This is a genomic window from Massilia sp. CT11-108 (assembly GCF_047302915.1).
Taxonomy (GTDB): Bacteria; Pseudomonadota; Gammaproteobacteria; order Burkholderiales; family Burkholderiaceae_D; genus Telluria; species Telluria orientalis.
In genome coordinates, this window is record NZ_JBKYMO010000020.1 from 1 (window position 1) to 23,313 (window position 23,313).

Here is a 23,313-nt window from a genome sequence, read left to right on the forward strand (position 1 = left end):
GTGCGCCAGGCCGAGCGCCAGCTGGCCGGCGCCACCGCGCGCATCGGCGTCGCGACGGCCGAGCTGTACCCGAACATCAACCTGGGCGCGTCGGTCGGCATGATCGGCATGATGAACCAGTTCAACGATGCGAACACGTGGAAGTTCAGCCTCGGCCCGCTGATCTCGTGGAGCCTGCCGGCGACCAGCTCCGCCCGCTCGCACATCGCGCAGGCCAAGGCCAGCACGGCCGGTGCGCTGGCCCGTTTCGACTCGGTCGTGCTGAACGCACTGCGCGAGACGGAAAGCGCGCTGACCGTCTACGCCCGCGAACTCGACCGCAACGCCGCGCTGCGCGCCGCACGCGACCAGAGCGCGCTGGCGTCGCGCCAGTCGGCCAGGCTGTACCAGTTCGGCCGCACGGATTTCCTGTCCCAGCTCGACGCGGACCGCACGCTGGCCAGCGCCGAGAGCATCCTCGCGGCATCCGACGCGCAGCTGGCGGCGGATCAGGTGCAGCTGTTCCTGGCGCTGGGTGGCGGATGGGAAAACACGCACGCGCAGCATGGCGGCGAGCATGTCGCGCAGGCGCATCACAAGGAGTGACGCGCCTGGCGTTCACAACAATTTATCGAGCGTGATCGGCAGATCCCGTACCCGCTTGCCCGTCGCGTGGAACACGGCATTCGCGATGGCGGCGCCCACGCCCGTGATGCCGATCTCGCCGATGCCCTTGGCGCCCAGCGGGTTCACGTGCGGGTCGTCCTCGTCGACGATCTGCACGTCGATCGCCTGGATGTCGGCATTCGTCGGGAGGTGGTACTCGGCCAGGTTGCCGTTCACCGCGCGGCCTTCGCGCTTGTCGATCAGCGTCTCTTCGAACAGCGCCAGGCCGATCCCCCAGACGATGCCGCCCATCAGCTGGCTGTAGCCCGTCTTTTCGTTCATCAGCTTGCCGACGCCGTAGACGCCCACGACGCGCGGCACGCGGATCTCGCCCAGGTCCTCGTCCACCGTCACCTCGACGAACACGGCGCCGAACGCGTGCATTGAATACTTTTGCTTCTCGTCGCCGGGCTCGGCCTTCGCCGTCACCTCCACGGGACCGCCGTGGCGTGCGGCGATGGCCTGCATCGCTACACGCCGCGCCGGATCGGCCAGCAGATAGAGCTCGCCACCATCCGACGTCGAATCCACGCCCACCTGGTCGGCCGTCGCGCCGAACAACGGCGAGCGCTCATCGGCCGCAGCAATGCCGAGCAGCTTCAGGCGCAACGCCTTCCCCGCCGCCTGCACGGCCGGCGCCACGCTGGCGACCGTCGTCGATCCGCCCGAGACGGGCGCTTCGGGCATCTGCGAATTGCCCAGCTCGAAACGCACGCGGTCGACGGGCACGCCGAGCGCATCCGCCGCCACCTGCGTCATCACGGTGTAGGTGCCGGTGCCGAGGTCCTGCGTACCGGAGCGGAACAGCGCGGTGCCGTCCGGCGTCAAGGTCGCGGAGCATTCCGCCGCCGAACGGTTCGTCGGATAACTCGCCGTCGCCATGCCCCATCCGACGAGCTTGCTCCCCTGCCGCATCGAGCGCGGCCGCGGGTTGCGGTCGCGCCAGCCGAAGCGCTCCGCGCCGATCTCGTAGCACTGGCGCAGCGATTTACTGGAAAACGGCAAGTCCTTGCCGGGATCGCGCTCCGTGTAGTTTTTCAGGCGCAGGTCGAGCGGATCCATGTGCAGCTCGTAAGCCAGCTCGTCGATCGCGCAATCCAGGGCGTACGAGCCCGTCGCCTCTCCGGGCGCGCGCATGAACGTGGGCGTGCCGAGATTCATCCGTGCCAGCCGGTGCGACGTTTCCTGGTTCGGACTTTCGTACATCATGCGCGTGACGAGGCCGCACGGCTCGATCCAGTCCTCGATCATCGACGTGTAGGCGATCGTATCGTGGCTGGATGCCGTCATGCGGCCGTCCGACAGCGCCGCCATGCGCATGCGCTGCTCGGTGTTCGGGCGGGTGCCGACCGGGCCGAACATCTGGTTGCGGTCCAGCGACAGTTTCACGGGACGCCCCAACTGCTTCGCGGCCATCGCGGCGAGCACCACGTGCGACCACACCGAACCCTTAGCCCCGAAGCCGCCGCCCACGTACGGACAGAGCGCCGTGACATTCTCCGGCGGGATGTCGAAGATGCTGGCGACGATGCGCTGCACGCCCTTCATGTATTGCGTCGAGTCGTACAAGGTGAGGCGGTCGCCGTCCCACTGCGCGATCGTCGCATGCGTTTCGAGCGGATTGTGGTTTTCGATGGGCGTCGTGTAGGTGACGGCTATCCGCGCGCTACCGGCCAGCAGCCCCGCCTGCAAATCTCCCCGCTTCGTGTCGGTTTCTTCCGTCAACACTTTTTCCGGCGGATGCACGGACGCCTTGGCCTGCTCGAAGTCGAGCACGGCCGGCTTGCGTTCGTACTCGATGCGCAGCCGGGCGCCCGCCTCGCGCGCGCGCTCGAACGTGTCGGCCACGACGACGGCGATCGGCTGGTTGTTGTAGTAGACGTCGTCTTCCTGCAGCAAGGTCAGCCTGCGCCCGATCGGCGGCTGGAGCTTGCCGTCCTTCATGTTGGGAGGAAGCCGCATGGCGTTCGCCGGGGTCATCACGAGCAGCACGCCCGGCACCTCGCGGGCCGCTCTGTCGTCGATCGAGAGCACGCGTCCGCTGGGGATCGTGCTCGTGACGAGGACCGCATGGGCCACGTTGTCGACCGGATGCTCGGCCGAGTAGCGCGCCGCGCCGCTGACTTTGGCCCAGGCGTCGACGCGATTGATGGGTGCGCCCATGATCGTCATGCCATGCCTCCCATCTCGCCCGTGGCCTGACTGCCCGTCACGATCCGCAGCGCCCGCGCGACCGCGCGCTGCGCCAGTTCGACCTTGAACGCGTTATGCGCATGCGGTTGCGCGCCGGCGACCGCATCCGCCCCGACCTTGCCCAGCACGTCGTCCGTGAGCGCGCCCAGCGACTGGCCGCGCAATCTCTGTTCCGCACCCAGCGCCCGCCAGGGTTTATGGGCCACGCCGCCCAGCACGATGCGCAGGTCGCGGATGGTGTCGCCGTCCATGTCGACGGCGGCCGCGACCGACACGAGCGCGAACGCATAGCTGGCGCGGTCGCGTACCTTCAGGTAGTGCGCATGCCGGGAAAACGGCGTCGGCGGCAATTCCACCGCCGTGATCAGTTCGCCGGGGCGGATCACCGTGTCGTCCTGCGGGCTGTCTTCCGGCAGCCGGTGGAACTCGGCGACGGGCACCTGCCGCGCGCCGTCCGGCCCCTGCAGGTGGATGACCGCGTCGAGTGCGACAAGGGCAACGCTCATGTCGGACGGATTGGTCGCGATGCAGTGCGGGCTCGCGCCCAGGATCGCGTGGATGCGGTTGTGGCCGTCGATGGCGTCGCAGCCCGAGCCGGGATCGCGCTTGTTACAGTGCGGGAAAGCGGGATCGGTAAAGTAATGGCAGCGCGTGCGCTGCAGCAGGTTGCCGCCCACGGTCGCCATGTTGCGCAGCTGGGTCGACGCGCCGTTCAGCAGCGCCTCCGACAGCAGGCGGTAGCGCTGGCGCACGAGCGGATGATTCGCGGCCGCCGTGTTGCTGGCCATGGCACCGATGCGCAGGCCGCCGCCCGGCAGCTCGTCGATGCCGGCCAGCGCCAGCCGGCTCACGTCGATCAGGCGGACGGGTTTCTCGATGCCGCTCTTGTACAGGTCGAGCAGGTTGGTGCCGCCGCCGATGTATTTCGCACCCGGCTGGCGCGCGAGCTCGAGCGCGTGATTCACATCCCTGGCACGGTCGTAGAAGATCGATTGCATGCACGTCCCCCTACGCCTGGCGCAAGACCACGCTGTGGATGGCCTTGACGATGTTGGGATAGGCGCCGCAGCGGCACAGGTTGCCGCTCATGCGCTCGCGGATCTCGTCTTCGGACAGCGCCCCCGGCGCCAGCTGGTCGCCTTCGGTCAGCATGCTGGCCTGCCTTGCCTTCACTTCGTCCAGCAGCGCCACCGCCGAACACACTTGTCCCGGAGTGCAATAGCCGCACTGGAAGCCGTCGCAATCCATGAACGCCTGCTGCATCGGATGCGGCTGTCCGCTCTGGGCGAGCCCCTCCACGGTCGTGATCTCGCGGCCGTCATGCATCATCGCCAGCGTGAGGCAGGCGTTGATGCGCTGGCCGTCCACGAGGACCGTGCAGGCCCCGCACTGGCCGCGGTCGCAGCCCTTCTTGGTGCCGGTCAGGCCCAGCACGTCGCGCAGTGCGTCCAGCAGCGTCACGCGGGGTTCGATCGTCAGGTTGTGCTCGGCGCCATTGATCCGCAAGGTGAGCGGTTGCGGCGGCGCATGGATCAACGTCGCGCCCTGCGCACGCTGCTCCGATAGACTCTGGTCGTCGTCTGGCATGACTTTGCTCGCTTTCGAAGATGGATTGCCTGATTCATCATCTCCGAAATCAAAAAATCGCGTAGCGCGCGAGAAGCGTGCCGTTGCGGCAAGTGTTTGAAGCGCTCTATACTCGCGCAGTGATGCACAGAAGCATCAGCAACCCGGAAATGACCATGCGCTCCACCTTGCTCCTGTTGACACCGCTCTTGCTGCTGGCCGGCTGCGTCAACGAATCGGCCAGCTACACGATCGATACCAACGACCACGCCCTGACCGTGGTTGTCACACAGGATTATTTCTGGAGCAAACAGGTGGGCCTGCGGGTGATCGCATCGCGCCTGCCGGACTGCCAGCGCCAGTTCGACCTCGGCAAGACGCCGCTGGCCGACCTGAACGTCGAGCTGTTCTCCACGGGCGACGAAACCTTTTTGCTGCGCGCGGGCGACGCGATGTGGCAACTGGAAACCCGTACCTGCAGCCAGTTGCCGGAACCGTCGGACAATGTGCAGGCCCAGCCGATCGGCGTGTTCCACATGGATGCGAAAAAGAAGCTCGTGTTCGAGCCGGCGGAAGGCTCGGTGGGGGCCACGCGCTAGTCCCGCCTCGCTGGATAGCGCTCACACCCGCCGACGACCAGCCGGTCATCCGCCCCCAGTCCGGATCAGTGCTGCCCGGTCAACTGGCGCAGCCGCGCGATTTCGGCCGTGCGCCCGAGCCGGTCGAGCGCCTGCTCGAGCAGGGTGCGGTCGCCGTCACGCAGCATCGTCCATTGCGTGAAATATTCGTGCACGGTGCGCCAGGGCGGAAACTCGGGCGGCATGCTGCGCCAGGCGCTGCCGGTGTGGAGGAAGTACAGGACGGCGCAGAACACATCGTACAGGTCGTGCTTGCGCGGCCGGGTCTTGCGGCGGGCCGCTTCCAGCATTTCACGCACGGTCTCGAACTGTTCACGCGGTACATCGCTTGGAAAGGTTTGCCTGGCCATGTCGATCGCCTCAAATTCACTTGGAGACACATGATCCGGAACAGGTTCCCGGTCATCGACGGGGCGTAGCGCATTGTCGCGACGGATTCGAACACGGCGCCCAGTAAATACAGTCTAGCAGCGTGTTCGGAATCATGGCGCCTTTTTTTTGCGGCGCCATGCGTGCGGGGTCGGGCAGGCCGTCAGTCGCGGGCCAGCGCCAGGAACTCGGTGCGCAGCGCCAGGTTCGGCTGCAGTTCGCCCAGGAGGGTCGACGTGATGGTTTCCTCGCCCGGCGTGCGGATGCCGCGGCTTTCCATGCACATGTGGCGGCACTTGATGACCACGCCCACGGCCTTCGGTTCCAGCACTTCCATCAGCGTGTTGGCGATCTGGACGGTCAAGCGTTCCTGCACCTGCAGGCGCTTGGAGAACACGTCGACGAGGCGCGTCAGCTTCGACAGCCCGACGATCTTGCCGTTCGGCAGATAGCCCACCGTCGCCTTGCCGAAGAACGGCGCCAGGTGGTGTTCGCAATGGCTGTAGACCGGAATGCCGCGCACGACGATCAATTCGTTGTATTCCTCGGCGCCGTCTTCGAACGCCTTGAGGATCTGGACCGGATCCTGGTCGTAGCCGGAAGTCCAGTGTTTCCAGGCCTTGGCGACACGCGCGGGCGTCTCGTGCAGGCCGGAGCGATTGGGATCTTCGCCAAGGCTTACCAGCAGGCGGCGCCAGTCGTTCTCGGTGAAGACTTCTTTGTCAGACATGGTTAACCCTAAAATTTTCGATTGCCGAGAGTATATAGAAAATGGAGCGGATCCACAGATGACGGCGGCTTCCTTGCGCAAACCGAAAGCCGGACTGTGGCGGATGCGCTAGCGTAGTCGACGTCCTTGTCACTGCGCGGAGAACAGCCATGCTTGGGAGCACCGTCCTGGAAGTCGCGATCGGCCTGACATTCTGTTATGGCACGGTCGCCCTGATCGTCAGCACCTTGCAGGAAGCGCTGGCCGCGGCGTTCCGGCTGCGTGCCAACACCCTGCTGGCGGGCGTCAAGAGCATGCTCAACGACTCCCGCTTCGACGGGCTGGCGCGTGCCGTCTACCAGCATCCGCTCGTCAACCCGCATGCGGACGGCGCGCAGCCGAGCGAACGGGACATGCGTACGCGGCCATCGTACATCGAACCGGCGCATTTTGCGATTGCGCTGGTGGACAGCCTGTGGAAAGTGCCGGGCGACTTCGCCCAGCTCGGCAACGCCATCGAGACGATTCCCGATGCGCAGGTCCGGCAGGTGATGCGCGGGCTGTATGGGCGCGCGCGCGACCTGCAGCAATTCCAGGACATGCTGGCCGGCTGGTTCGACAACGCGATGGCGCGCATGTCCGGCGCCTATAAACGGCGCCAGATGCTGATTTCCCTGCTGCTGGCGCTGCTGCTGGCGATCCTGTTCAACATCGACAGCATCCACCTGTTCCGCACGCTGTGGCAGCAGCCGGCCCTTGCGGCCCATCTCCATGACGCGCCCGGCGCGCTCGACCCGGCCGTGTTCGACGCCATGATGGCGCTGCCGATCGGCTGGACGCGGTTCCCTCCGGTAGCCAATGCCGATTTCGCGCTGCAGGTCGCCGGCTGGATCGTCACGGCGTCGACCGCGCTGTTCGGCGCCCCCTTCTGGTTCGACCTGATGCAGCGCGTCGTCCGCATGCGCAGCACGGGCGCGCGGCCGGAAGAGACGCCGCTGGCGCTGCGCGTGGAAGGCAAGGTCGCAGCTACGCCCGTACCGTAAGCGGGCCGGCCGTCAGCGGCCGGGCGGACGGTGGCTGTCGACCAGCATGCTCGAGATCGACACGTGCGGCACGCGCTCCGGCCACTCGTCGCCCGGTCCGAACCAGCGCGCCTCGCTGATCTCGTTGGGATCGGTACGGATCTCGCCGTCCAGGTAATCGGCCGTGAACGCGATCATCAGCGAGTGCGGGAACGGCCACGACTGGCTGCCGAAATAGCGCAGGTTGTGCACGCGCAGGCCCACTTCCTCGAACACTTCGCGGTGCACGGCTTCCTCGATCGTCTCGCCCGCTTCCAGGAAGCCGGCCAGCGGCACGAAGCGTTTGACGGCGGACTGCGTGTGCAGCGCCAGCAGCACCTTGTCGCCATTGCGGATCAGGACCATCATCGCCGGCGAAATGCGCGGATAGGCCATGTGGCCGCAGTTCACGCACTTGAAGCAGCGCTCGCCCGCCGCCAGCACGGTGCCGCTGCCGCAGGCGCCGCAGAAGCGGTGCGTGCGCGCCCATTCGGCGATCTGGCAGGCGCGCGCGGCCACGCCGAGGTGGCCTTCGTCGAACTCGCCGAACAGCGAACGCAGCCCGCGCCAGGCGTGGCCGGGCGGTGCCAGGGCTTCGTCGTCGACCCAGGCGGTCTGGCAATAACGGTCGTCCAGCAGGCCCACCGGCTGCAGGCGCGGCGGGTCGAGCGCGAGGCTGCGTAGCGCGGCCTCGTCGGGCAGGCCGAGGTCGGCCTCGCGCACGAGCAGCCGCCCGCCATGGAAGACGAAGGACAGCGGTGCGGCATCCTGCTGCGGAGCCATCAGGGGCGTGAACGAGGCGGGCGTCTGGAGCATGAGGAATCCGTCATCAAGGGCACTGCCGTCGATGATACCGTCTTTCGCCGTACCGTTCAGGCCGCCATCGACATCCAACGACCGCGCGAATGGATGAACTAATCCAGCTCATCGTGCTCCAAGCCTCAGCAGGACCGCAGCGCAACCCAACGCGGAGGTAACGATGACCGATGTTCCCGTCGTGCTCGGTATTAACCGGACCCAGGACGCCAGTGCCTGCCTGATGCAGGGCTCGCGGCTGCTGTGGGCGATCCAGAAGGAGCGGCTCACGCGGCACAAGCACCATTGGGGCCGGCCGGGCGACGTGCGCGACCATTACGGACCGCGCCTGCCATGGCCGGAGCGGCCCATCGACATCGTGGTCGAATGCTTCTCGTGCGACGACGAAGCGCGCCACCAGACCCGGTACGACGCGGAACTGGGCGCGACGCTGCGCCTTGCCCCCGACTGCCGGCATGTGCGCATCTCGCACCACCTGGCGCACCTTTACAGCGTGTTCCACCCGTCGCCGTTCCGCGAGGCCGCCGCCATGGTCATCGACGGCCAGGGCAGCCCCGTCGCGGACCTGACCGACCACTGGAGCGGCGCGGCGTACGTGCCGGGCGACTGGCGCGAAGTCGCCTCGTTCTACCGCGCCGACCGCGAACGCGTGCACTGCATCGGCAAGCACCTGTGGGACCGGGACGACATGCGCCTCGTCGGCCTCGGCATGTTTTATTTCCTGCTGACGCAAGCCATCTTCCCCGGCGAAGGCAACGAAGGCAAGGTGATGGGGCTCGCCCCGCACGGCCAGCCGCATGCACTGGGCCTGCCGCCGCTGGCCGTCGAAGGCGGACAGGTGACGTTGCCGCCGGCCTGGCGCGACATCCTGCGCGACCACGAACGATTCCGCTACGGCCAGCCGGGCGTCGCCTTCGCCGACTGCGCCAACCTGGCGGCGGCGGGCCAGCGTGCGTTCGAGGATGCCATCGTGGTCGTGGCCCGCTGGCTGCATGCCGAGACCGGGCTGGACAACCTGTGCTTCGCCGGCGGCACGGCGCTGAACTGTTCGGCCAACGAACGCCTGCTGCGCGAAACGCCGTTCAAGCAGGTCTTCATTCCGCCCGCGCCGGGCGATGCGGGCACCGCGCTGGGCTGTGCGCTGTACGGCCTCGCGGAACTGGCCGGCGCCGGCTGCGCCTACCGCTGGACCCACGACTACCTCGGGCCCCTGCCGCGGCACCACGACATCGAAGCCGCCCTGGCAGACCGGGACGATCTGCACATCGTCCACCTCGCGGACACCGACGCCATGTGCAGCCACATGCTCGACCTGCTGTGCCGGGGCCGCGTCCTCGCCCTGTACCAGGGAGGCAGCGAATTCGGACCGCGCGCCCTGGGCCACCGCAGCATCCTGGCCGATCCGCGCCAGGCCGAAGTCCGCGACTGGATCAATGCGCGCGTCAAGCAACGCGAGTGGTTCCGTCCGCTGGCACCCGTCGTGCTCGCCGAACGGGCCGGGGAATACTTCGACCTGCCACGTCCCTCGCCCTTCATGCAGTTCGCCGCGCCGGTCCGGCCGGACAGGATCGCACAGGTACCGGCCATCACCCACGTGGACGGCAGCGCGCGCCTGCAGACCGTCGGCCCGGACGATGACCCGCTGCTGCGCCGCCTGCTGACGGGCTTCGATGCGCGCACGGGCGTGCCGGTCCTGCTGAACACGTCGTTCAACGGCAAGGACGAACCGATCGTGGAAACGCCGGAGGAAGCGCTTGCCTCGTTCCGCCGCATGCCGCTGCACGCCCTCGCGATACCGCCCTTTCTCGTGACCAAACGGAGCGAACCGGAGCTGCCCGCATGATCCGTGCGTATCCAGGACAGGCCAGCGTGCTGCCCGGCGCCACGCTGCAGCTGCACGTGTCGACCGACAGCCGCCGTTTCCGCGTCACGTTCTACCGCTGGAGCGACGGACCGGTCGAGATGCTGCGCAGCGACTGGCTGCCCGGCGCATGGGCGGCCGATGCCGCGCCGGACGCGGACTGGAACTGGCCGGCCTATCCCTTTCCGATCCCCCCGGACTGGCCCTCGGCCGTGGTCATCGCCGACCTCGAAGAAGAAGGACACAAGACCACGTTCGACCTGGCCCGCGGCCACGGGGCCGCCCTGTTCGTGGTGCGTGCATTGCCTGGAGAACGCGGCATGCCCGGCGGTCTGCTCTACAAACTGCCGCTGGCCACGTACCACGCCTATAACGCCAGCGGCGGCGGCTGCTTCTACGTCCACCCGCCGCGTTCGATCGAACCGCCGGGCGCGCGCGTCTCGCTGCGCCGTCCCGGCGGCGGCATCGGCGGGCCCGTATGGTGCGCCGCCGACCATTACGACACCGCATCGCCCCGCCAGACCTTCGCCCATTGGGACGCGCGCTTCATCCGCTGGCTGGCACGCAATGGCTACCGCGCCGACTTCTGCACGGACCTCGACATCCACGCCGACCCGGCGCTGCTCGCGGGCTACCGCCTCCTGGTCGCGGCCGGCCATGACGAATACTGGAGCACGACGACACGCGATGCCGTCGAGGACTTCGTCGCCCGCGGCGGCAATCTCGCCTTCTTCGCCGGCAATGTGTGCTGGTGGCGCATCCACGTCGTCGCTGACGGGACGGCCATCGTCTGCCACCAGGGCGGCCCGCATGGCGCCCGCGACCAGTGGTGGTCACCCCGCGGCGCGGCGCGTCCCGAAGACAGCTTGAGCGGCGCCAGCTACCGGCATGGCGGCGGCTCGTGGGATGGTCCGCGCGGGTCCGGCGGCTATCGTGTCCAGCAGCCCGATCACTGGATCTTCACGGAGACCGGCCTGGCGCGCGGCGACGCGCTCGGACGGCATAGCTGGCCGCCGCTGGCGGGCTATGAATGCGACGGCGTTCCGCTCGACGTCTTCGATGCCGACCATGGCGCATTGCTGTCCGTCTGGGCGGACGGGGACGGTACGCCGGACGGCTATGCATTGCTGGCGGCGGCGCGCCTGGGCCCCGACTGGCAGGAATTGCCGGCACGTGCACGCCACGCGGCCGGCGAAGGCATCCATACGGCCGCCATGGGCCTGTTCACACGCAACGGCACCGTGTTTTCTGCCGGAACCACCGACTGGGCGCAAGTCCTCGACGCCGGCCGGGATCGCCAACTGGAGCGCGTCACGCGCAATGTCCTTGATGGCCTGTTGCGAAGGTAGCGCGGCAACTCAGGCGACAAAGGAGCAACAATGTACCGTCGACCACTGCTGCAGCGCCTCGATCCGCCTTCGGTCATCGTATTCCGCGCCCTTCACCTGGGCGACATGCTGTGCGCGGTGCCCGCGCTGCGCGCGCTGCGCGCCGCCGTGCCCCGTGCCCACATCGCGCTGGTGGGTTTGCCATGGGCGCAGCAATTCGCAGACCGGTTCAGTGCGTACGTCGATGAATTCATCGCCTTTCCCGGCCACCCTTTGCTGCCCGAGCAACCGGTGCGGCAGGAGGCGCTCGCGCGTTTCTACAACAGTCTCTGCACCCGCCAGTTCGCGCTGGCGCTCCAGTTGCACGGCAGTGGCGACGTGAGCAACGACATCGTCAGCGGCTTCGGCGCGCAGGCGATGGCCGGGTTCTGCCGTGGCGCGCCCGTCGTCCGCGACCGCACCGTCCTGTTTCCCTATCCGGAAATCGGGGCGGAGCCGGAGCGCCTCCTGTCGCTGATGGAGCAGCTGGGCGCACCAGCGACCGGCGTCCACCTGGAATTTCCGCTGTCGCACGACGACGAAGACGAGTGGCGCGCAAGCGGCCTCGGCACCACGCTCACGCCCGGCGCCTACGTGTGCATCCACCCGGGCGCGCGCAAGCGGGACAAATGCTGGCCGGCCGCCTTGTTTGCGGAGGTTGGCGACCGCCTCGCCGCCGAGTTCGGCCTCAAGGTGGTGTTGACGGGATCGGCCGAGGAAGCGGACCTGACGGCCGACGTGGCGTCCCGCATGCACCACCCGCCGCTCGACGCCGCCGCGCCCATCTCGATCGGTGCGATGTCCGTCCTGATGCGTGATGCCAGGCTCTTGCTCTGCAACGACACGGGCGTGTCCCATATCGCGGCCGGCCTCAGGCTCAAAAGCGTCGTCGTGTTCAGCAAGGCCGACATTGCCCGCTGGGCGCCGCTCGACCGCCACACGCACCGCTGCATCTGGGATCCCGGTGCGGAGCGCGCCCAGGTGGTGCTGCAACATGCACGCGCATTGCTGGCCGGCACGGCGCCGAGCCGCCAGCGCAGTGTCGGCATGTGGCCTTACTGGTGACTATTGATGAGCCAATGCCGCATGCGCCAGCGCCTCCACCTCGTCGATGCCGACATCGGCGACAAAGCTCACATCGTGCGGACAGCGCGCTCGCAGATTGTCCTGATCGCAGACAGGGCAGCGTGTCCGCACCGACATGGCCGCATGCAGGGTCGAGGGCCGCAACGGCATCCCGTCGATCAAATTCGTCAGCCAGAAGATGCCGACACTCGGCACACGGAGCGCCAGGCCCAGGTGCAGCGGGCCGGTGTCGTTCGACACGAGCAGCGCGGCGCGCGCCAGCAGGCCGCACAGCCCGCCCAGGCTCAGCCGGCCTGCCAGTGCGACGGCCGGCGCATGCATGCGCGCCACGACCTCGTGCACAAGATCCACTTCGTCCGGCGAACCGTTGACGGCGACACAAGCGCCGTCCTGCGCGAGCCGGTCGCCCAGCGCCGCGAACGATGGCGCCGGCCAGCAGCGGCGCGGATCGGTCGACCCCGGCTGCAGCACGATGAGCCGTTTACCGGCCAGCCCGGGCATGATCGCCGCGGCCTCGTGCCGGTCGGCTTCCGTGAGCGCGAGTTCCGGTTGCGCGTCGAGCGGCCACTGGATCTCCGCGCCGGCCAGGGCCGCGATCTCGAGCAAGGCCAGCCTGCGCGGGCTGGGCTGGCGAAACGGCACCCAGCGATCGAGCAAGGGCACACCCGGCGCGCAGGCCCCCGCCGTCAGCCGTGCACCGAAGCGCAACAGGAATGGATTCGAATGACGCCCTCCCCCATGCATCTGCAGTGCGAGATCGAAACGCTCGGCACGCAGCGCGTCGACGAAGCGCTCGACCTCGTCTTTTGAAGTCTCTTGTGCGCCGACGCCTTGCACGGGCGGCACCTCGACAACCCGGTCGACCGGCCCCGGCCTCCCGTGCAGGAACGCACGATGCCAGGCTTTTCCCGCCAGGACCAGTTCGGCCCCGGGATACGCCTGCTTCAACGCGTGCAGGGCCGGCAGCGCGAACACGAAGTCGCCCACTGCGCCCGGCCGCAGCACGACGATCTTGCGCACATCGTGGACCCGCATGTCGTGGACACGCATGTCGTCTACACGCATGTCGTCTACACGCATGTCGTCTACACGCATGTCGTCTACACGCATGTCATCGAGACGGTCACTCGCCGGTCGCATCGTGCGGCTCGTCGTGTGCCTCATCGTGTGGCTCACTGAGCGGCAACACATACGGCGCATCGATGGCCCGTGCCGTGATGGTCGTCGGCAGTTCCATGTGATACGCGCCGGACGGAAATATCGCGCAGCCGCCGTACAGCGCCATCACACGCTGCTGGGCCAGTACATCTTCTCCGCAATGCTGGGCCGGCAGGTCGCGCCAGAAGTCGAAGCCGCCCACCGCGCGCAGCTTGGCCGTATCGAACATCACGCAGCCGCCGACCCAGGCGATCTTGTAGCGTCGCGTCGCTCCGGTCTCGTCCGCCAGGCGGGTCTGCACGTGAAAGAGGTTCGCCGCGCTGTGCAGGTGATGACGCGCCCACGCCGGGCTGCCGGGCCGCACGGTTTCCGGCATCACGGGACCGTCCCAGAATTCGATCGCTTCCTGCATCGGCCGCAACTGGCCCAGGTAGCTCAATCCGTGCAGCGCACTGCCGACGAGGCCGCATTCCTCTTCCCGCAGGACGGCGTGCAGACGGGCGACGAGGTCCGGTTCGAGGATCACGTCGTCGTCGACGAACAGGCAGCACGGCGAGCGCACCTGGGCCAGCAGGAAGGCGCGCTGTTCGGCCATGCCGCGGCGGTGCGGGCGCCGGAACGTGTCGACGCTGCGCCCGGTGACGCGCAGGTAGCGCAATACCGCCTGCACTTCGCCATGCGTGCAGACGCCGTCGCCATCCGACTGGTCGGCAAGCACGATGCGCAAGGCCGGCCAGGTCTGCGCGCCGAGCGCCGTCAACGTGACCGCGAGCGCCGCCGGGCGGTTGCGGGTCGGGATCACGACGTCGATCGTCTCGTTCACGGCGCCGCCCTTCCATCCCCCTGCACCTGGCCGTTGAGGTACGGGTTCAGCGCGGGATCGTTGTACATCTTGAATTGACGATACAGCTTGAAATAGGCCCGTCCGGCCCGCGCTTCCGTGAGCAGCAGGTCGAGGCAGGCCATCAGGTCCTGGCGCTGCGCGAGCAGGCGGTCGAGCTTGGCGGTGCACGCGCGGACGTGGGCGTCGTCCGCATCGACGCGCTGCGTCTGCGCGCGCATGTGGTGGATCTTCAGCGCGAGGATCGACAGGCGGTCGATCATGGCGCCGGCCGTTTCGCTGGAGAGCCGCGCATCGGGCGCGCAGACGACGTGGCGCAGGCCGGCCAGCAGCGCTTCGTCGATGGATTCGACCGCGTCGTTGCGTTTCTGGTTGTAGCGGTCGATCAGGCGCTTGCCGGCCGCGATCTCGGAAGGCGGCACGTCGAGCCGGCGCGCCCGGTCTTCCTCGCGCCACAGCAGGCCGTTGTAGCGGTGATTGGCGGCGATCCATTCCCATACACCAGCATCGGCGGCGACGTGCGACATCACGGGCCAATCGCGTTCGCGCAACTGGCGGTCGTGGAACCAGACGACGGACACGGCATCGATTTCGCTTTGCATGGCAACTCCGATCCTGGGCAGACGAGCGACGTTTGCTTGGAGTACGCAGGCGTACTGGAGTTCTGCGGAATGCGCGCGGGCTTGGCACAGCGCAAACAAAAAAGGGCGGCGCCATCGGCACCGCCCTGAACGAGAAAGAAAGGATGATTACTTCAGCAGGCGCGAACGGCTGGCCACGAAGGCGATCAGGCAGGCGAGGCCGCCGATGTAGGCGATGGCGACCTGCATTCCCATGCCTTGGGCGATGGCGCCGATGACCGGCGGGCCCATCAGGCTGCCGCTGTAGGCCATGCTGGCCACGCCGGCCAATGCCGCGGGACCCTGCGCGCCCGCCGCGCTGAACACGAACGGGAACACCAGCGCCAGGCCCATGCCCGCGACGGCGAAGCCGAACAGGGCGAACCAGGCATTTGGCGACAGCACGGCGAAGAACAGGCCGGCGGCACCCAGCATCGAGCCGCTGGTGACGAGCGAACGGGCACCATAGCGCACCTTGAGCTTGTCGCCGCCGAGGCGGGCCAGCAGCATCATCACGGAGAACGACGACAGGGCCAGCGGCGCCAGGCCGTCCGACGCACCGAAGTGCTCTTTCAGGAACACGCCGCTCCAGTCGGCGATGCTGCCTTCGGCCATCGAACCGAAAAAGCCGAGTGCGCCCAGGAACAGCAGCGGGCCGCGCGGCAGCGAGAACGATTTTTTCTCGACGACTTCACCGGTGTCGTCCGCATCCAGCGACGCATAGCCATAGTAGAGGGCCAGGGCCAGCGGACCGGCCAGCATCACGAAGTGCGTGAGCGGCGCGATATGCAGGCCAGCCATCAGGCTGCCCAGGGTCGCACCCGCCAGGCCGCCGGCGCAGCCGAGGCCGTGCAGTTTCGACAGTTCCGACTTGCCCGACTGCTTTTCGCGGCGGGTGGCGGCCGAGTTGACGGCGACGTCGAACGTGCTGGCCGTGATGCCCAGGCCCAGGACGGCCATCATCAACAGCGGCACGGTCGGTGCGCCGCCGATGGCGACCAGCACGGCCAGCAGGGCCAGGCCGGAAAACAGCATGGTCTTGCGGGCGCCGAGCGAGCTCATCATGCGCGATGAAATAGGGTACGACAGAACGGCACCGAGGCCGCCGCACAGCAGCACCATCGACAACGCCGAGTGCGACACGTGCACGCGTTCAGCCATGGCCGGAATGCGGCCGGCCCACGAACCCATGATCACGCCGAATACCGTAAACAGGAGCGGCAGGGCGAACGACTGCGATTGCGCGAGCGGGAGGCTGCCGGAGCGGGCGGCAGCAGTAGCGGGCAAATGATTTTGCATTTAGTAGATGACTTTTTTTAAAAAAATGTCTGGATCAAAAAGCAAACGCCAACCGAGCGGTTGGCGCGTGGAAAGCTGATGGGAGGCAATTCTAAACGGTTTGCGAGAACTTTGCTTTGCCAGTCGGAAAAAATTTTCACCGTTGCGGGATGCCGACAAACACGGGCAGTTTGTAACCAGATGTGAACTTATAACGAGAAATAAGCGTGGGCGTTGTAAAAAATATAGTGGAGATGAAAACGATTCCAAACTAGAATGGCCGGGCCCAAAAACGGACAGGAATACCATGACGCCCTCCCCCGACATGCCCCGTACCGACTCCCGCCTCGACCTCGTCGACGCCCTGCGCGGCTTTGCCATCGTCTCGATCATGCTGCTGCATAACATCGAGCACTTCGATCTCTATTTTTCGCCGCCCGGCGAGCCGGCCTGGCTGAAGGAGCTGGGGCAACACATCTGGGATACGATGTTCGCCCTGTTCGGCGGCAAGTCGTATGCGATCTTCGCCCTGCTGTTCGGCCTGACGTTCCACTTGCAGGACGATGCCCGGGCCCGGCGCGGGGAGGATTTCCGGCCGCGCTTCGCGTGGCGCATGCTGCTCCTGCTCGGGTTCGGACTCGTGAATTCCGCGTTCTACGAGGGCGACATCCTCGCGATGTATGCCGTGCTCGGCCTCGTGCTGATTCCCGTCGCGCGCCTGGGCACGTGGACGGTCTTCCTGCTGGCCTGCTTCCTCAGCCTGCAGCCGGTCGCGTGGGTCGATGCGCTGGCGGCGCTGGGCAGTGCGCCGGGCAAGCTGCCCGATCCCGCCTCCTGGGCATACTTCGGCCGCGCCGAGGAATACCTGAAGCACGGTTCACTGCTCGACGTCTGGATCGGCAACCTCACGAACGGCAAGCAGGCCGTGCTGTTGTGGAGCTGGGAAATGGGCCGCCTCCTGCAGATTCCCGCGCTGTTCATGTTCGGCATGCTGGGCGGCCGCCTCGGGCTGTTTGCCGTGAATGACAGGAACATCGGCATCTGGCGCCGCGTCTTTTTCGGGGCGTTGCTGCTGCTCGGTCCGCTGATCTTCATCCATGGGCACCTGGCGGCGTGGTTCCCCGCCGAGGCCCTGCGCCGGCCGCTGGACGCCATCGCCAAGCCGCTGCTCAACCTGGACATCATGCTGCTGCTCGTGACGGGTTTCGCCCTGCTGTACCGTCGTCCCGCCGGCGCGCGCGTGCTGGGGTCGCTCCGCTGGCTGGGACGGATGAGCCTGACGAGCTACATGATGCAATCGATCGTCGGCACGACCCTGTACCACGGCTTCGGCTTCGGCCTGTACGCGGTCACCGGCACCGTCGCGGCGCTGTCGATCGGCATCGTGCTGGCCATGCTGCAGGGTTGCTTCAGCGCCTGGTGGCTCAAGCACCATAAGCAAGGCCCGCTGGAAGCCCTGTGGCACCGCCTGACGTGGATCGGCGCGGCGTCAACGCAAAGCCCTCAGCCCGCGACGCGCGTAAACAACCCCTCGTAGCGCAGCACGACGCCATCGCCGTCGACGTCGAGATCGGCGGCGAACGGCCGGGACAGGCTTTCGAACCGCACCCGGTCGGGCGCCACGCGCGTGTACGCCTGCGCGACGGGCTGGACGTCGAGCTTGGGCAGGTCGACGTACGCGACGCGGATTTCCTGGCGGTCATGCAGCGCATCGCCGAGGCGCCGGATCGGCGGCGTGTTCGTGAAGGGACTGCCGGACAGGTCGACGTCCGTGCAGCCCTGCAGCGCCGGCAACGGCGTGCCGCCCGCGTCAGTCCAGTTGCCGGCCCCGTCGGCGCGCAGGCTCACGCGCCCCTTGCCCGCGACATGGACGTCAAGGCTGCGCACGCGCCAGTGCTCGTCGCAGCACAACAGATAACTGCAGGCGAACAGCCGTCCGCCGGCGGGGCCGATGAGGACACCTTCCGCCGTCACGCCGGCCTCCCCGGTCTCCCCGGTCTCCAGTTCGACATGCTCCAGGCCGCCACCCTGCTCCGTTGCCCAGCGATAGCTGCGTTTCACGTCGCCCTCCTTCCGTGTTCCATGCACCCCTAATGTAGCACCGGGCGGCCGAGTTGCGCGCCAGCGAAGAAGGCCTGGCCGTATCATCATGACAAGGCCCGCCGCCGTGGCGGGTTGCTGACAGGGAGACGCCGTGTTCGGTATCGATGCGCGTACGGCCCGCGTGGTGTGGACGGCCGCGCTGGTGATTGCAGGACTGTATGGTGTCTTTCTCGTGCGGACGACGCTGCTGGTGATGCTGATCGCCGTGCTGTTCAGCTACCTCATCTATCCGCTGTTCGTGCTGGCCCAGCGTGTCGTCGGCGGCCGCGTGCCGCGCACGCTCCTGCTATGCCTCGTCTACCTCGTCGTGGTCGGGCTCGTCGCGCTGGCCGTCGGGCTGTTCGGCAACACGGTGGCCGAGCAGGCGACGGCCCTGGCGCAACAGTTGCCGACCCTGCTCGATCCCGCCACGCTGGAGCGGCGCCTGCCGCTGCCCCACCTGCTCGAACCCCTGCGCGCGCGCCTGGCCGCCTTCCTGCGCGACCTGTTGCAGGGCGGCTCGGCGGAGGCGATGCCGTTCGTGCGCAACATCGGTTTCGGGCTGATGCACCTGGCCGGCAACCTGATCTACGTCATCGTCGTCCCGATCCTGAGCTTCCTGATGATTTTGCAGGCGCATGTCTTCGACGAATTGCGCGTGGCGATGCGCCACCGCCGCAACGGCGCGTTCTGGACAGACGTGCTGCACGGCCTGAACGCCTTGCTGTCGAGCTATGTGCGGGCACTGGCCCTGCTGTCGCTGGCGACGCTCCTCGCCTACGGTCTCGTGCTGTCGCTGATGAGGGTGCCGTTCGCACTGCTGCTGGCCGGCGTCGCGGCCGTGCTGGAAGTGATTCCCGTGCTGGGGCCGCTCGTCGCGGCGGCGGCCATCGTCGGCGTCGCCCTGTTCAGCGGCTACGAGCACGTGGGCTGGATCATCGTCTTCATCGGCGGCTACCGCGTCTTCCAGGACTATATGTTGAGCCCCTGGCTGATGAGCGAGGGCGCGGACGTGCCGCCGATCCTCGTCGTGTTCGGCCTGCTCGCCGGCGAGGAACTGGCCGGCGTGTCCGGCATCTTCCTTTCCGTTCCCTTCCTGGCCGCGCTACGGATGTTTGTCGTGCAAATGCGCCTGCATCGGACCAAGGTCACGACTCCGCCAACGTCCGGTGATGCAAACGTGTTGTAAACGCCACACGCTCTCCCATGATGCCGCCGTGCACAACTGATAGCGCTATCAGTCCAATTTTCCCAGTTTCCCTCTGAGGGAACAGCAATATCCCGATCATTTCATGCAAATTGCATGAGCCGCCCCCTGCAAGGTTTGCTCCGCAACATGAATAACACTTTACAAACCCGCCGCCTTATTGAAGACTTGGCAAAAATGATAGCGCTAACGGTCGCTGTGAATTGACAGAAAGAGAGACAGAATGGCATCACCAAGCGATGTATCCAATCCCTCGGGCGAAGGCCGCCGCTGGGTCATCATGGGCGTCTGCGGCTGCGGCAAGAGCACGATCGCTGCCGCCCTCGCCGCGGCGTTCGACGTCGCCTTCCTCGAGGGCGACGCGTATCACCCGGCACCCAACGTGGTCAAGATGTCGGCCGGCGTCCCGCTGACGGACGACGACCGCGCCGGCTGGCTGCAAGCCCTGGCCAACGAGATCGGCGCCGCGCGCGAACGTGGCACGGGTGTCGTCGTGTCGTGCTCGGCGCTCAAACGCCGCTACCGCGACCTGCTGCGCCAGGCCGACCCGAACCTGCGCTTCGCCCATTTACATGGTCCGCGCGGCACGATCGCGGCGCGCATGCAGACGCGCATCGGCCACTACATGCCGATTACCCTGCTGGACAGCCAGCTGCGCGACCTCGAGCCGCTGCAGCCGGACGAGGCCGGCATCACGCTGGACATTACCCAGCCGCCAGAAACCCTGGTGGCCAGCGTCATCGCATCGATCAATCAATAAGTCAGTCGTCGCACCCGGCCCAGCCGCCCATCCGAGGCGGCATGCCGACCACATGAGAATAATGGAGACTACCATGCGTACACCACTACAACGCACCCTCATCAACCTCGCCGTCGCCAGTGCCTGCGGCATGCTCGGCGCCGCCCATGCGCAGCAAGCCGAACCGGCACAACAGCCGGCGACGGATGCCCAGGCAACCCAGGCTCCTGAAGCCACTGCCGCCGTCCCGGAAGCGAACGTCGTGCGCATTTCCGGCTCGCGCATCGCGGCCCGCGGCTTCACACAGCCGACGCCGACGACGAGCCTGTCCAGTGCCGACCTCGAAAAGGCCGCGAAGCCGAACCTGTTCAACACGCTGGCCGAACTGCCGGCGCTGCAGGGCAGCACGGGCCGCACGACGAGCACCAACAGCACCTCGAGCGGCATCCAGGGCCTGTCCTCGCTGAGCCTGCGCGGCCTGGGCACCATCCGGACCCTGACCCTGCTCGATGGCCAGCGCGTCGTCGGCGCGAACGTCACCGGCGTCACGGACGTCAGCCAGTTCCCGCAACTGCTGGTGAAGCGCGTGGACGTCGTGACGGGCGGTGCGTCGGCGTCGTACGGTTCCGATGCGGTGGGCGGTGTCGTCAACTTCATCACGGATAAAAAATTCACGGGCTTCAAGGCCAATGTCGAGGGCGGCCAGACGCGCTACCACGACGACAAGAGCGGCACCCTGCAGGCCGCCTGGGGCAAGGGCTTCATGGACGACCGCCTGCACGCGACCGTCAGCGGCGAGTTCAGCAAGGAAAACGGCATCGACTCGCCGGGCTTCGGCGAAGTGGGCGCGGGCGGCCGCACGTGGTACCGCAACACGGTGTTCCAGCGCCGTCCGCTGTCGCAGACCACCGACGGCAAGCCGGAATACATGGCCATCGACCACGCCCAGCAATACCAGTATTCGAAATACGGCCTGATCACGAGCGGCCCGCTGCAAGGCACCGCGTTCGGCGACGGCGGCGTGCCGTACCAGTTCAACTACGGCTCGAACGGCGTGCCGACCGGCACCGGCCAGGTCACGAACTGCGTGAATCCGTTCTGCGTGGGCGGCGACCTCTCGGGCAGCGTGGGCGCAGGCACGAATCTCGCGATGAATTTCAAGCGCCAGGTTGCCTACACGCGATTGTCGTGGGACCTCGACGCGGATAACGAGATCTATTTCACCGCGAACTATGCGCAAGTAAAATCGCACTTCTCGCCGAACCCGGGCGCGGCCAAGCAGGCCAACCTGACGATCCAGTGCGACAACCCGTTCCTGCCCGCCTCGATCGCGGCGGCCTGCGCGGCCAACAACATCAAGAGCTTCCAGTACGGCACGGCGAACGCGATCTTCCCGGAGAACATCAACGTCCACCCGACGCGCACGCAGCGCCGCTTCGTCGTTGGCGCGGACGGCAGGTTCAACCTGTTCGGCAAGGAGTGGTCGTACGACGCCTACGCGGAACACGGCGAGAACACGACCAACATCAACGTCCACGACATCACGCTGAACACGCGCTACAACAATGCGATCGACGCCGTGCGCGATGCCAGCGGCAAGATCGTCTGCCGCAACGCCGTCGCCGCCGCGAACGGTTGCGTGCCGCTGAACATCATCGGCAACAACCCGGTCGATCCGGCCGCGTGGGGCTATGTCGCGCCGGGCGCCGGCCCGATCCAGCGCACGACGCAGAGCCAGGACGTGGCCAGCGCCAACTTCAACGGCGAGATCTGGGAAGGCTGGGCGGGCCCGCTGTCGATGGCGACGGGTGCCGAATGGCGCCGCGAGAAGTACGACGTGCACGGCGATCCGTACGGCGCCGGCGTTTCCCCGGATTCGATCGGCGGCGCAGCCTACCCCGCCGACCCGACCCTCAACAGCACGGTCGGCAACAACTGGTATGCCGGTAACTATCACAACGGCGCGGGCGCGTACAACGTGCGCGAGGCGTACGTCGAGCTGAACCTGCCCGTGCTGAAGTCGGACACCTGGGGCGAAGCGAACCTGAACCTGGCCGACCGCCAGACCAAGTACAGCACCGCCGGCAGCGTCAGCAGCTGGAAGATCGGCGCCACGTGGAAGACGCCCATCGACGGCCTGCGCTTCCGCGCCGTCAGCTCGAAGGACGTGCGCGCACCGAACCTCTCCGAACTGTTCGCGGCGCCGGTCGTCGTCAACAACCAGGTGCAGTACCAGGGCAACACGGTCAGCGTGCAGCAGCGCACCGTCGGCAACACGAAGCTCCGTCCGGAAATCGCGCGTAATAACTCGTTCGGCATCGTGCTGAGCCAGCCGAGCTGGGCGCCGGGCTTCTCGACGTCGCTCGACTACTACGACATCAAGGTCAACGACGTGATCTCGACCTTGTCGATCCAGCAGGAAGTCGACCTGTGCGTGGCCGGCAACCAGGAGATCTGCCAGGCGATGGAGCTGAACAGCCCGGGCAACAACTACGTCACGGTGCAGAACTTCAATCTCGCTTCGCTGCATTTGAAAGGCTTCGACATCGAGTCGGCGTACCGCACGAACCTCGATAAATTCAACCTGCCGGGCCGCTTCACCGTCCGCGCGCTGGCCACCCGCACGCTGCACTTCATCACGGATTCGGGCGTCGTCGGCACGATCCCGTCGGAAGGGGCTGGTGTCAACCTGGGCAACACGCCGAAGTGGAAGCTGCTCGCCACGCAGTCGTGGGACAACGACAAGTTGAGCCTGACCCTCACCGAGCGCTGGTTCAGCGACGGCAAGTACAGCAACGAGTACATCGAGTGCCAGACGAACTGCCCGGTGTCGACCTTGATCCACCCGACCATCTACGACAACAAGATGAAGGGCGCGACCTACGTCGACTTCGGCGGCAGCTACAACGTGTCGAAGCAGATGATGGTCTACTTCAAGATCGACAACCTGGCGGACCGCGATCCGGAACCTGCACCGCAGGCCAACCCGAGCTTCGCGATCAACCCGGCCCTGTACGACGTCGTGGGACGCACCTACCGCGCCGGCCTGCGCTACAACTTCTAAACGGAGGCCGGCC

At 66.9% G+C, this 23,313-nt stretch carries 20 protein-coding genes and 1 pseudogene; 10 read left to right on the plus strand and 11 right to left on the minus strand.

The genetic code is table 11. The annotated features are described in order from the left end of the window. A partial coding sequence (locus ACEN88_RS03930; protein ID WP_413337495.1) for a TolC family protein occupies positions 1 to 585 on the plus strand: 585 nt, incomplete at its 5' end. A 12-nt stretch (positions 586 to 597) separates the two neighbouring features. Here ACEN88_RS03930 and ACEN88_RS03935 read toward each other — a convergent pair. Genes ACEN88_RS03935 through ACEN88_RS03945 form a run of 3 tightly spaced genes read right to left on the minus strand, consistent with a single transcriptional unit; the run spans position 598 to position 4,545 of the window. Beyond that, positions 598 to 2,817, minus strand: coding sequence for a xanthine dehydrogenase family protein molybdopterin-binding subunit (locus ACEN88_RS03935; RefSeq protein WP_413337496.1), 2,220 nt, complete (start codon positions 2,815 to 2,817; stop codon positions 598 to 600). Next, positions 2,814 to 3,836, minus strand: a complete 1,023-nt coding sequence (locus ACEN88_RS03940) for an FAD binding domain-containing protein (RefSeq protein ID WP_413337497.1) — start codon at positions 3,834 to 3,836, stop codon at positions 2,814 to 2,816. Before ACEN88_RS03940 ends, ACEN88_RS03935 begins: the two co-directional genes overlap by 4 nt. Before the next feature lie 10 nt (positions 3,837 to 3,846). Next, a complete protein-coding gene (locus ACEN88_RS03945) occupies positions 3,847 to 4,545 on the minus strand; it encodes a (2Fe-2S)-binding protein (protein WP_413337518.1) in 699 nt (232 codons plus the stop codon). Positions 4,546 to 4,580: 35 nt separating this feature from the next. On the opposite strand from ACEN88_RS03945, the gene ACEN88_RS03950 reads away from it, so the two are divergent. Next, positions 4,581 to 5,003 (plus strand): hypothetical protein, encoded by a 423-nt coding sequence (locus tag ACEN88_RS03950; RefSeq protein WP_413337498.1) that lies wholly within the window; start codon positions 4,581 to 4,583, stop codon positions 5,001 to 5,003. A 113-nt stretch (positions 5,004 to 5,116) separates the two neighbouring features. Here the strand turns inward: ACEN88_RS03950 and ACEN88_RS03955 are convergent. Then, positions 5,117 to 5,392 (minus strand): annotated as a pseudogene (locus tag ACEN88_RS03955) (transposase); the annotation flags it as partial. Between the two features lie 182 nt (positions 5,393 to 5,574). Then, the gene (gene folE / locus ACEN88_RS03960) at positions 5,575 to 6,141 is read right to left on the minus strand and encodes a GTP cyclohydrolase I FolE (RefSeq protein WP_413337499.1); all 567 of its coding nucleotides are present in this window, start codon (positions 6,139 to 6,141) and stop codon (positions 5,575 to 5,577) included. Positions 6,142 to 6,290: 149 nt separating this feature from the next. Here folE and ACEN88_RS03965 point away from each other — a divergent pair, with 149 nt between their 5' ends. Beyond that, positions 6,291 to 7,163, plus strand: coding sequence for a hypothetical protein (locus ACEN88_RS03965; protein ID WP_413337500.1), 873 nt, complete (start codon positions 6,291 to 6,293; stop codon positions 7,161 to 7,163). Between the two features lie 12 nt (positions 7,164 to 7,175). Here the strand turns inward: ACEN88_RS03965 and nudC are convergent, their stop codons facing one another. Further along, positions 7,176 to 7,997, minus strand: a complete 822-nt coding sequence (gene nudC / locus ACEN88_RS03970; protein WP_413337501.1) for an NAD(+) diphosphatase — start codon at positions 7,995 to 7,997, stop codon at positions 7,176 to 7,178. A gap of 163 nt (positions 7,998 to 8,160) precedes the next feature. On the opposite strand from nudC, the gene ACEN88_RS03975 reads away from it, so the two are divergent. Genes ACEN88_RS03975 through ACEN88_RS03985 form a run of 3 tightly spaced genes read left to right on the plus strand, consistent with a single transcriptional unit; the run spans position 8,161 to position 12,290 of the window. After that, entirely contained in the window at positions 8,161 to 9,840 is a 1,680-nt protein-coding gene (locus ACEN88_RS03975; protein WP_413337502.1) for a carbamoyltransferase, read from the plus strand. Next, complete coding sequence (locus ACEN88_RS03980) at positions 9,837 to 11,207, plus strand: N,N-dimethylformamidase beta subunit family domain-containing protein (protein ID WP_413337503.1); 1,371 nt, start codon at positions 9,837 to 9,839, stop codon at positions 11,205 to 11,207. Before ACEN88_RS03975 ends, ACEN88_RS03980 begins: the two co-directional genes overlap by 4 nt. 30 nt (positions 11,208 to 11,237) lie before the next feature. Then, a complete protein-coding gene (locus ACEN88_RS03985; RefSeq protein WP_413337504.1) occupies positions 11,238 to 12,290 on the plus strand; it encodes a glycosyltransferase family 9 protein in 1,053 nt (350 codons plus the stop codon). Here the strand turns inward: ACEN88_RS03985 and ACEN88_RS03990 are convergent, their stop codons facing one another. From ACEN88_RS03990 to ACEN88_RS04005, 4 genes are all read right to left on the minus strand, one after another. Continuing rightward, on the minus strand, positions 12,291 to 13,406 hold the full coding sequence (locus ACEN88_RS03990) for a glycosyltransferase family 9 protein (RefSeq protein WP_413337505.1): 1,116 nt from the start codon (positions 13,404 to 13,406) through the stop codon (positions 12,291 to 12,293). It abuts the gene before it with no gap. Between the two features lie 28 nt (positions 13,407 to 13,434). Further along, complete coding sequence (locus ACEN88_RS03995) at positions 13,435 to 14,292, minus strand: glycosyltransferase family A protein (RefSeq protein WP_413337506.1); 858 nt, start codon at positions 14,290 to 14,292, stop codon at positions 13,435 to 13,437. After that, on the minus strand, positions 14,289 to 14,912 hold the full coding sequence (locus ACEN88_RS04000; RefSeq protein ID WP_413337507.1) for a DUF4254 domain-containing protein: 624 nt from the start codon (positions 14,910 to 14,912) through the stop codon (positions 14,289 to 14,291). The genes ACEN88_RS03995 and ACEN88_RS04000 overlap by 4 nt, the downstream gene beginning before the upstream one ends. A gap of 147 nt (positions 14,913 to 15,059) precedes the next feature. Further along, positions 15,060 to 16,217 carry an MFS transporter gene (locus tag ACEN88_RS04005; protein ID WP_413337508.1) on the minus strand — a complete coding sequence of 386 codons (1,158 nt, stop codon included), beginning with the start codon at positions 16,215 to 16,217 and terminating at the stop codon, positions 15,060 to 15,062. A gap of 298 nt (positions 16,218 to 16,515) precedes the next feature. On the opposite strand from ACEN88_RS04005, the gene ACEN88_RS04010 reads away from it, so the two are divergent. Beyond that, entirely contained in the window at positions 16,516 to 17,745 is a 1,230-nt protein-coding gene (locus ACEN88_RS04010; RefSeq protein ID WP_413337509.1) for a DUF418 domain-containing protein, read from the plus strand. On the opposite strand, the gene ACEN88_RS04015 is transcribed toward ACEN88_RS04010, so the two are convergent. Then, on the minus strand, positions 17,712 to 18,269 hold the full coding sequence (locus ACEN88_RS04015) for a putative glycolipid-binding domain-containing protein (protein WP_413337510.1): 558 nt from the start codon (positions 18,267 to 18,269) through the stop codon (positions 17,712 to 17,714). The genes ACEN88_RS04010 and ACEN88_RS04015 overlap by 34 nt on opposite strands. A gap of 133 nt (positions 18,270 to 18,402) precedes the next feature. Here ACEN88_RS04015 and ACEN88_RS04020 point away from each other — a divergent pair, with 133 nt between their 5' ends. The 3 genes from ACEN88_RS04020 (at position 18,403) to ACEN88_RS04030 (ending at position 23,300) form a co-directional block, all read left to right on the plus strand. Then, positions 18,403 to 19,479: an AI-2E family transporter gene (locus ACEN88_RS04020; RefSeq protein WP_413337511.1), complete on the plus strand. Its 1,077-nt coding sequence runs from the start codon at positions 18,403 to 18,405 to the stop codon at positions 19,477 to 19,479. Between the two features lie 241 nt (positions 19,480 to 19,720). Continuing rightward, a complete protein-coding gene (locus ACEN88_RS04025) occupies positions 19,721 to 20,257 on the plus strand; it encodes a gluconokinase (protein WP_413337512.1) in 537 nt (178 codons plus the stop codon). A gap of 73 nt (positions 20,258 to 20,330) precedes the next feature. After that, positions 20,331 to 23,300: a TonB-dependent receptor plug domain-containing protein gene (locus tag ACEN88_RS04030; RefSeq protein ID WP_413337513.1), complete on the plus strand. Its 2,970-nt coding sequence runs from the start codon at positions 20,331 to 20,333 to the stop codon at positions 23,298 to 23,300. Positions 23,301 to 23,313: the final 13 nt, after the last annotated feature.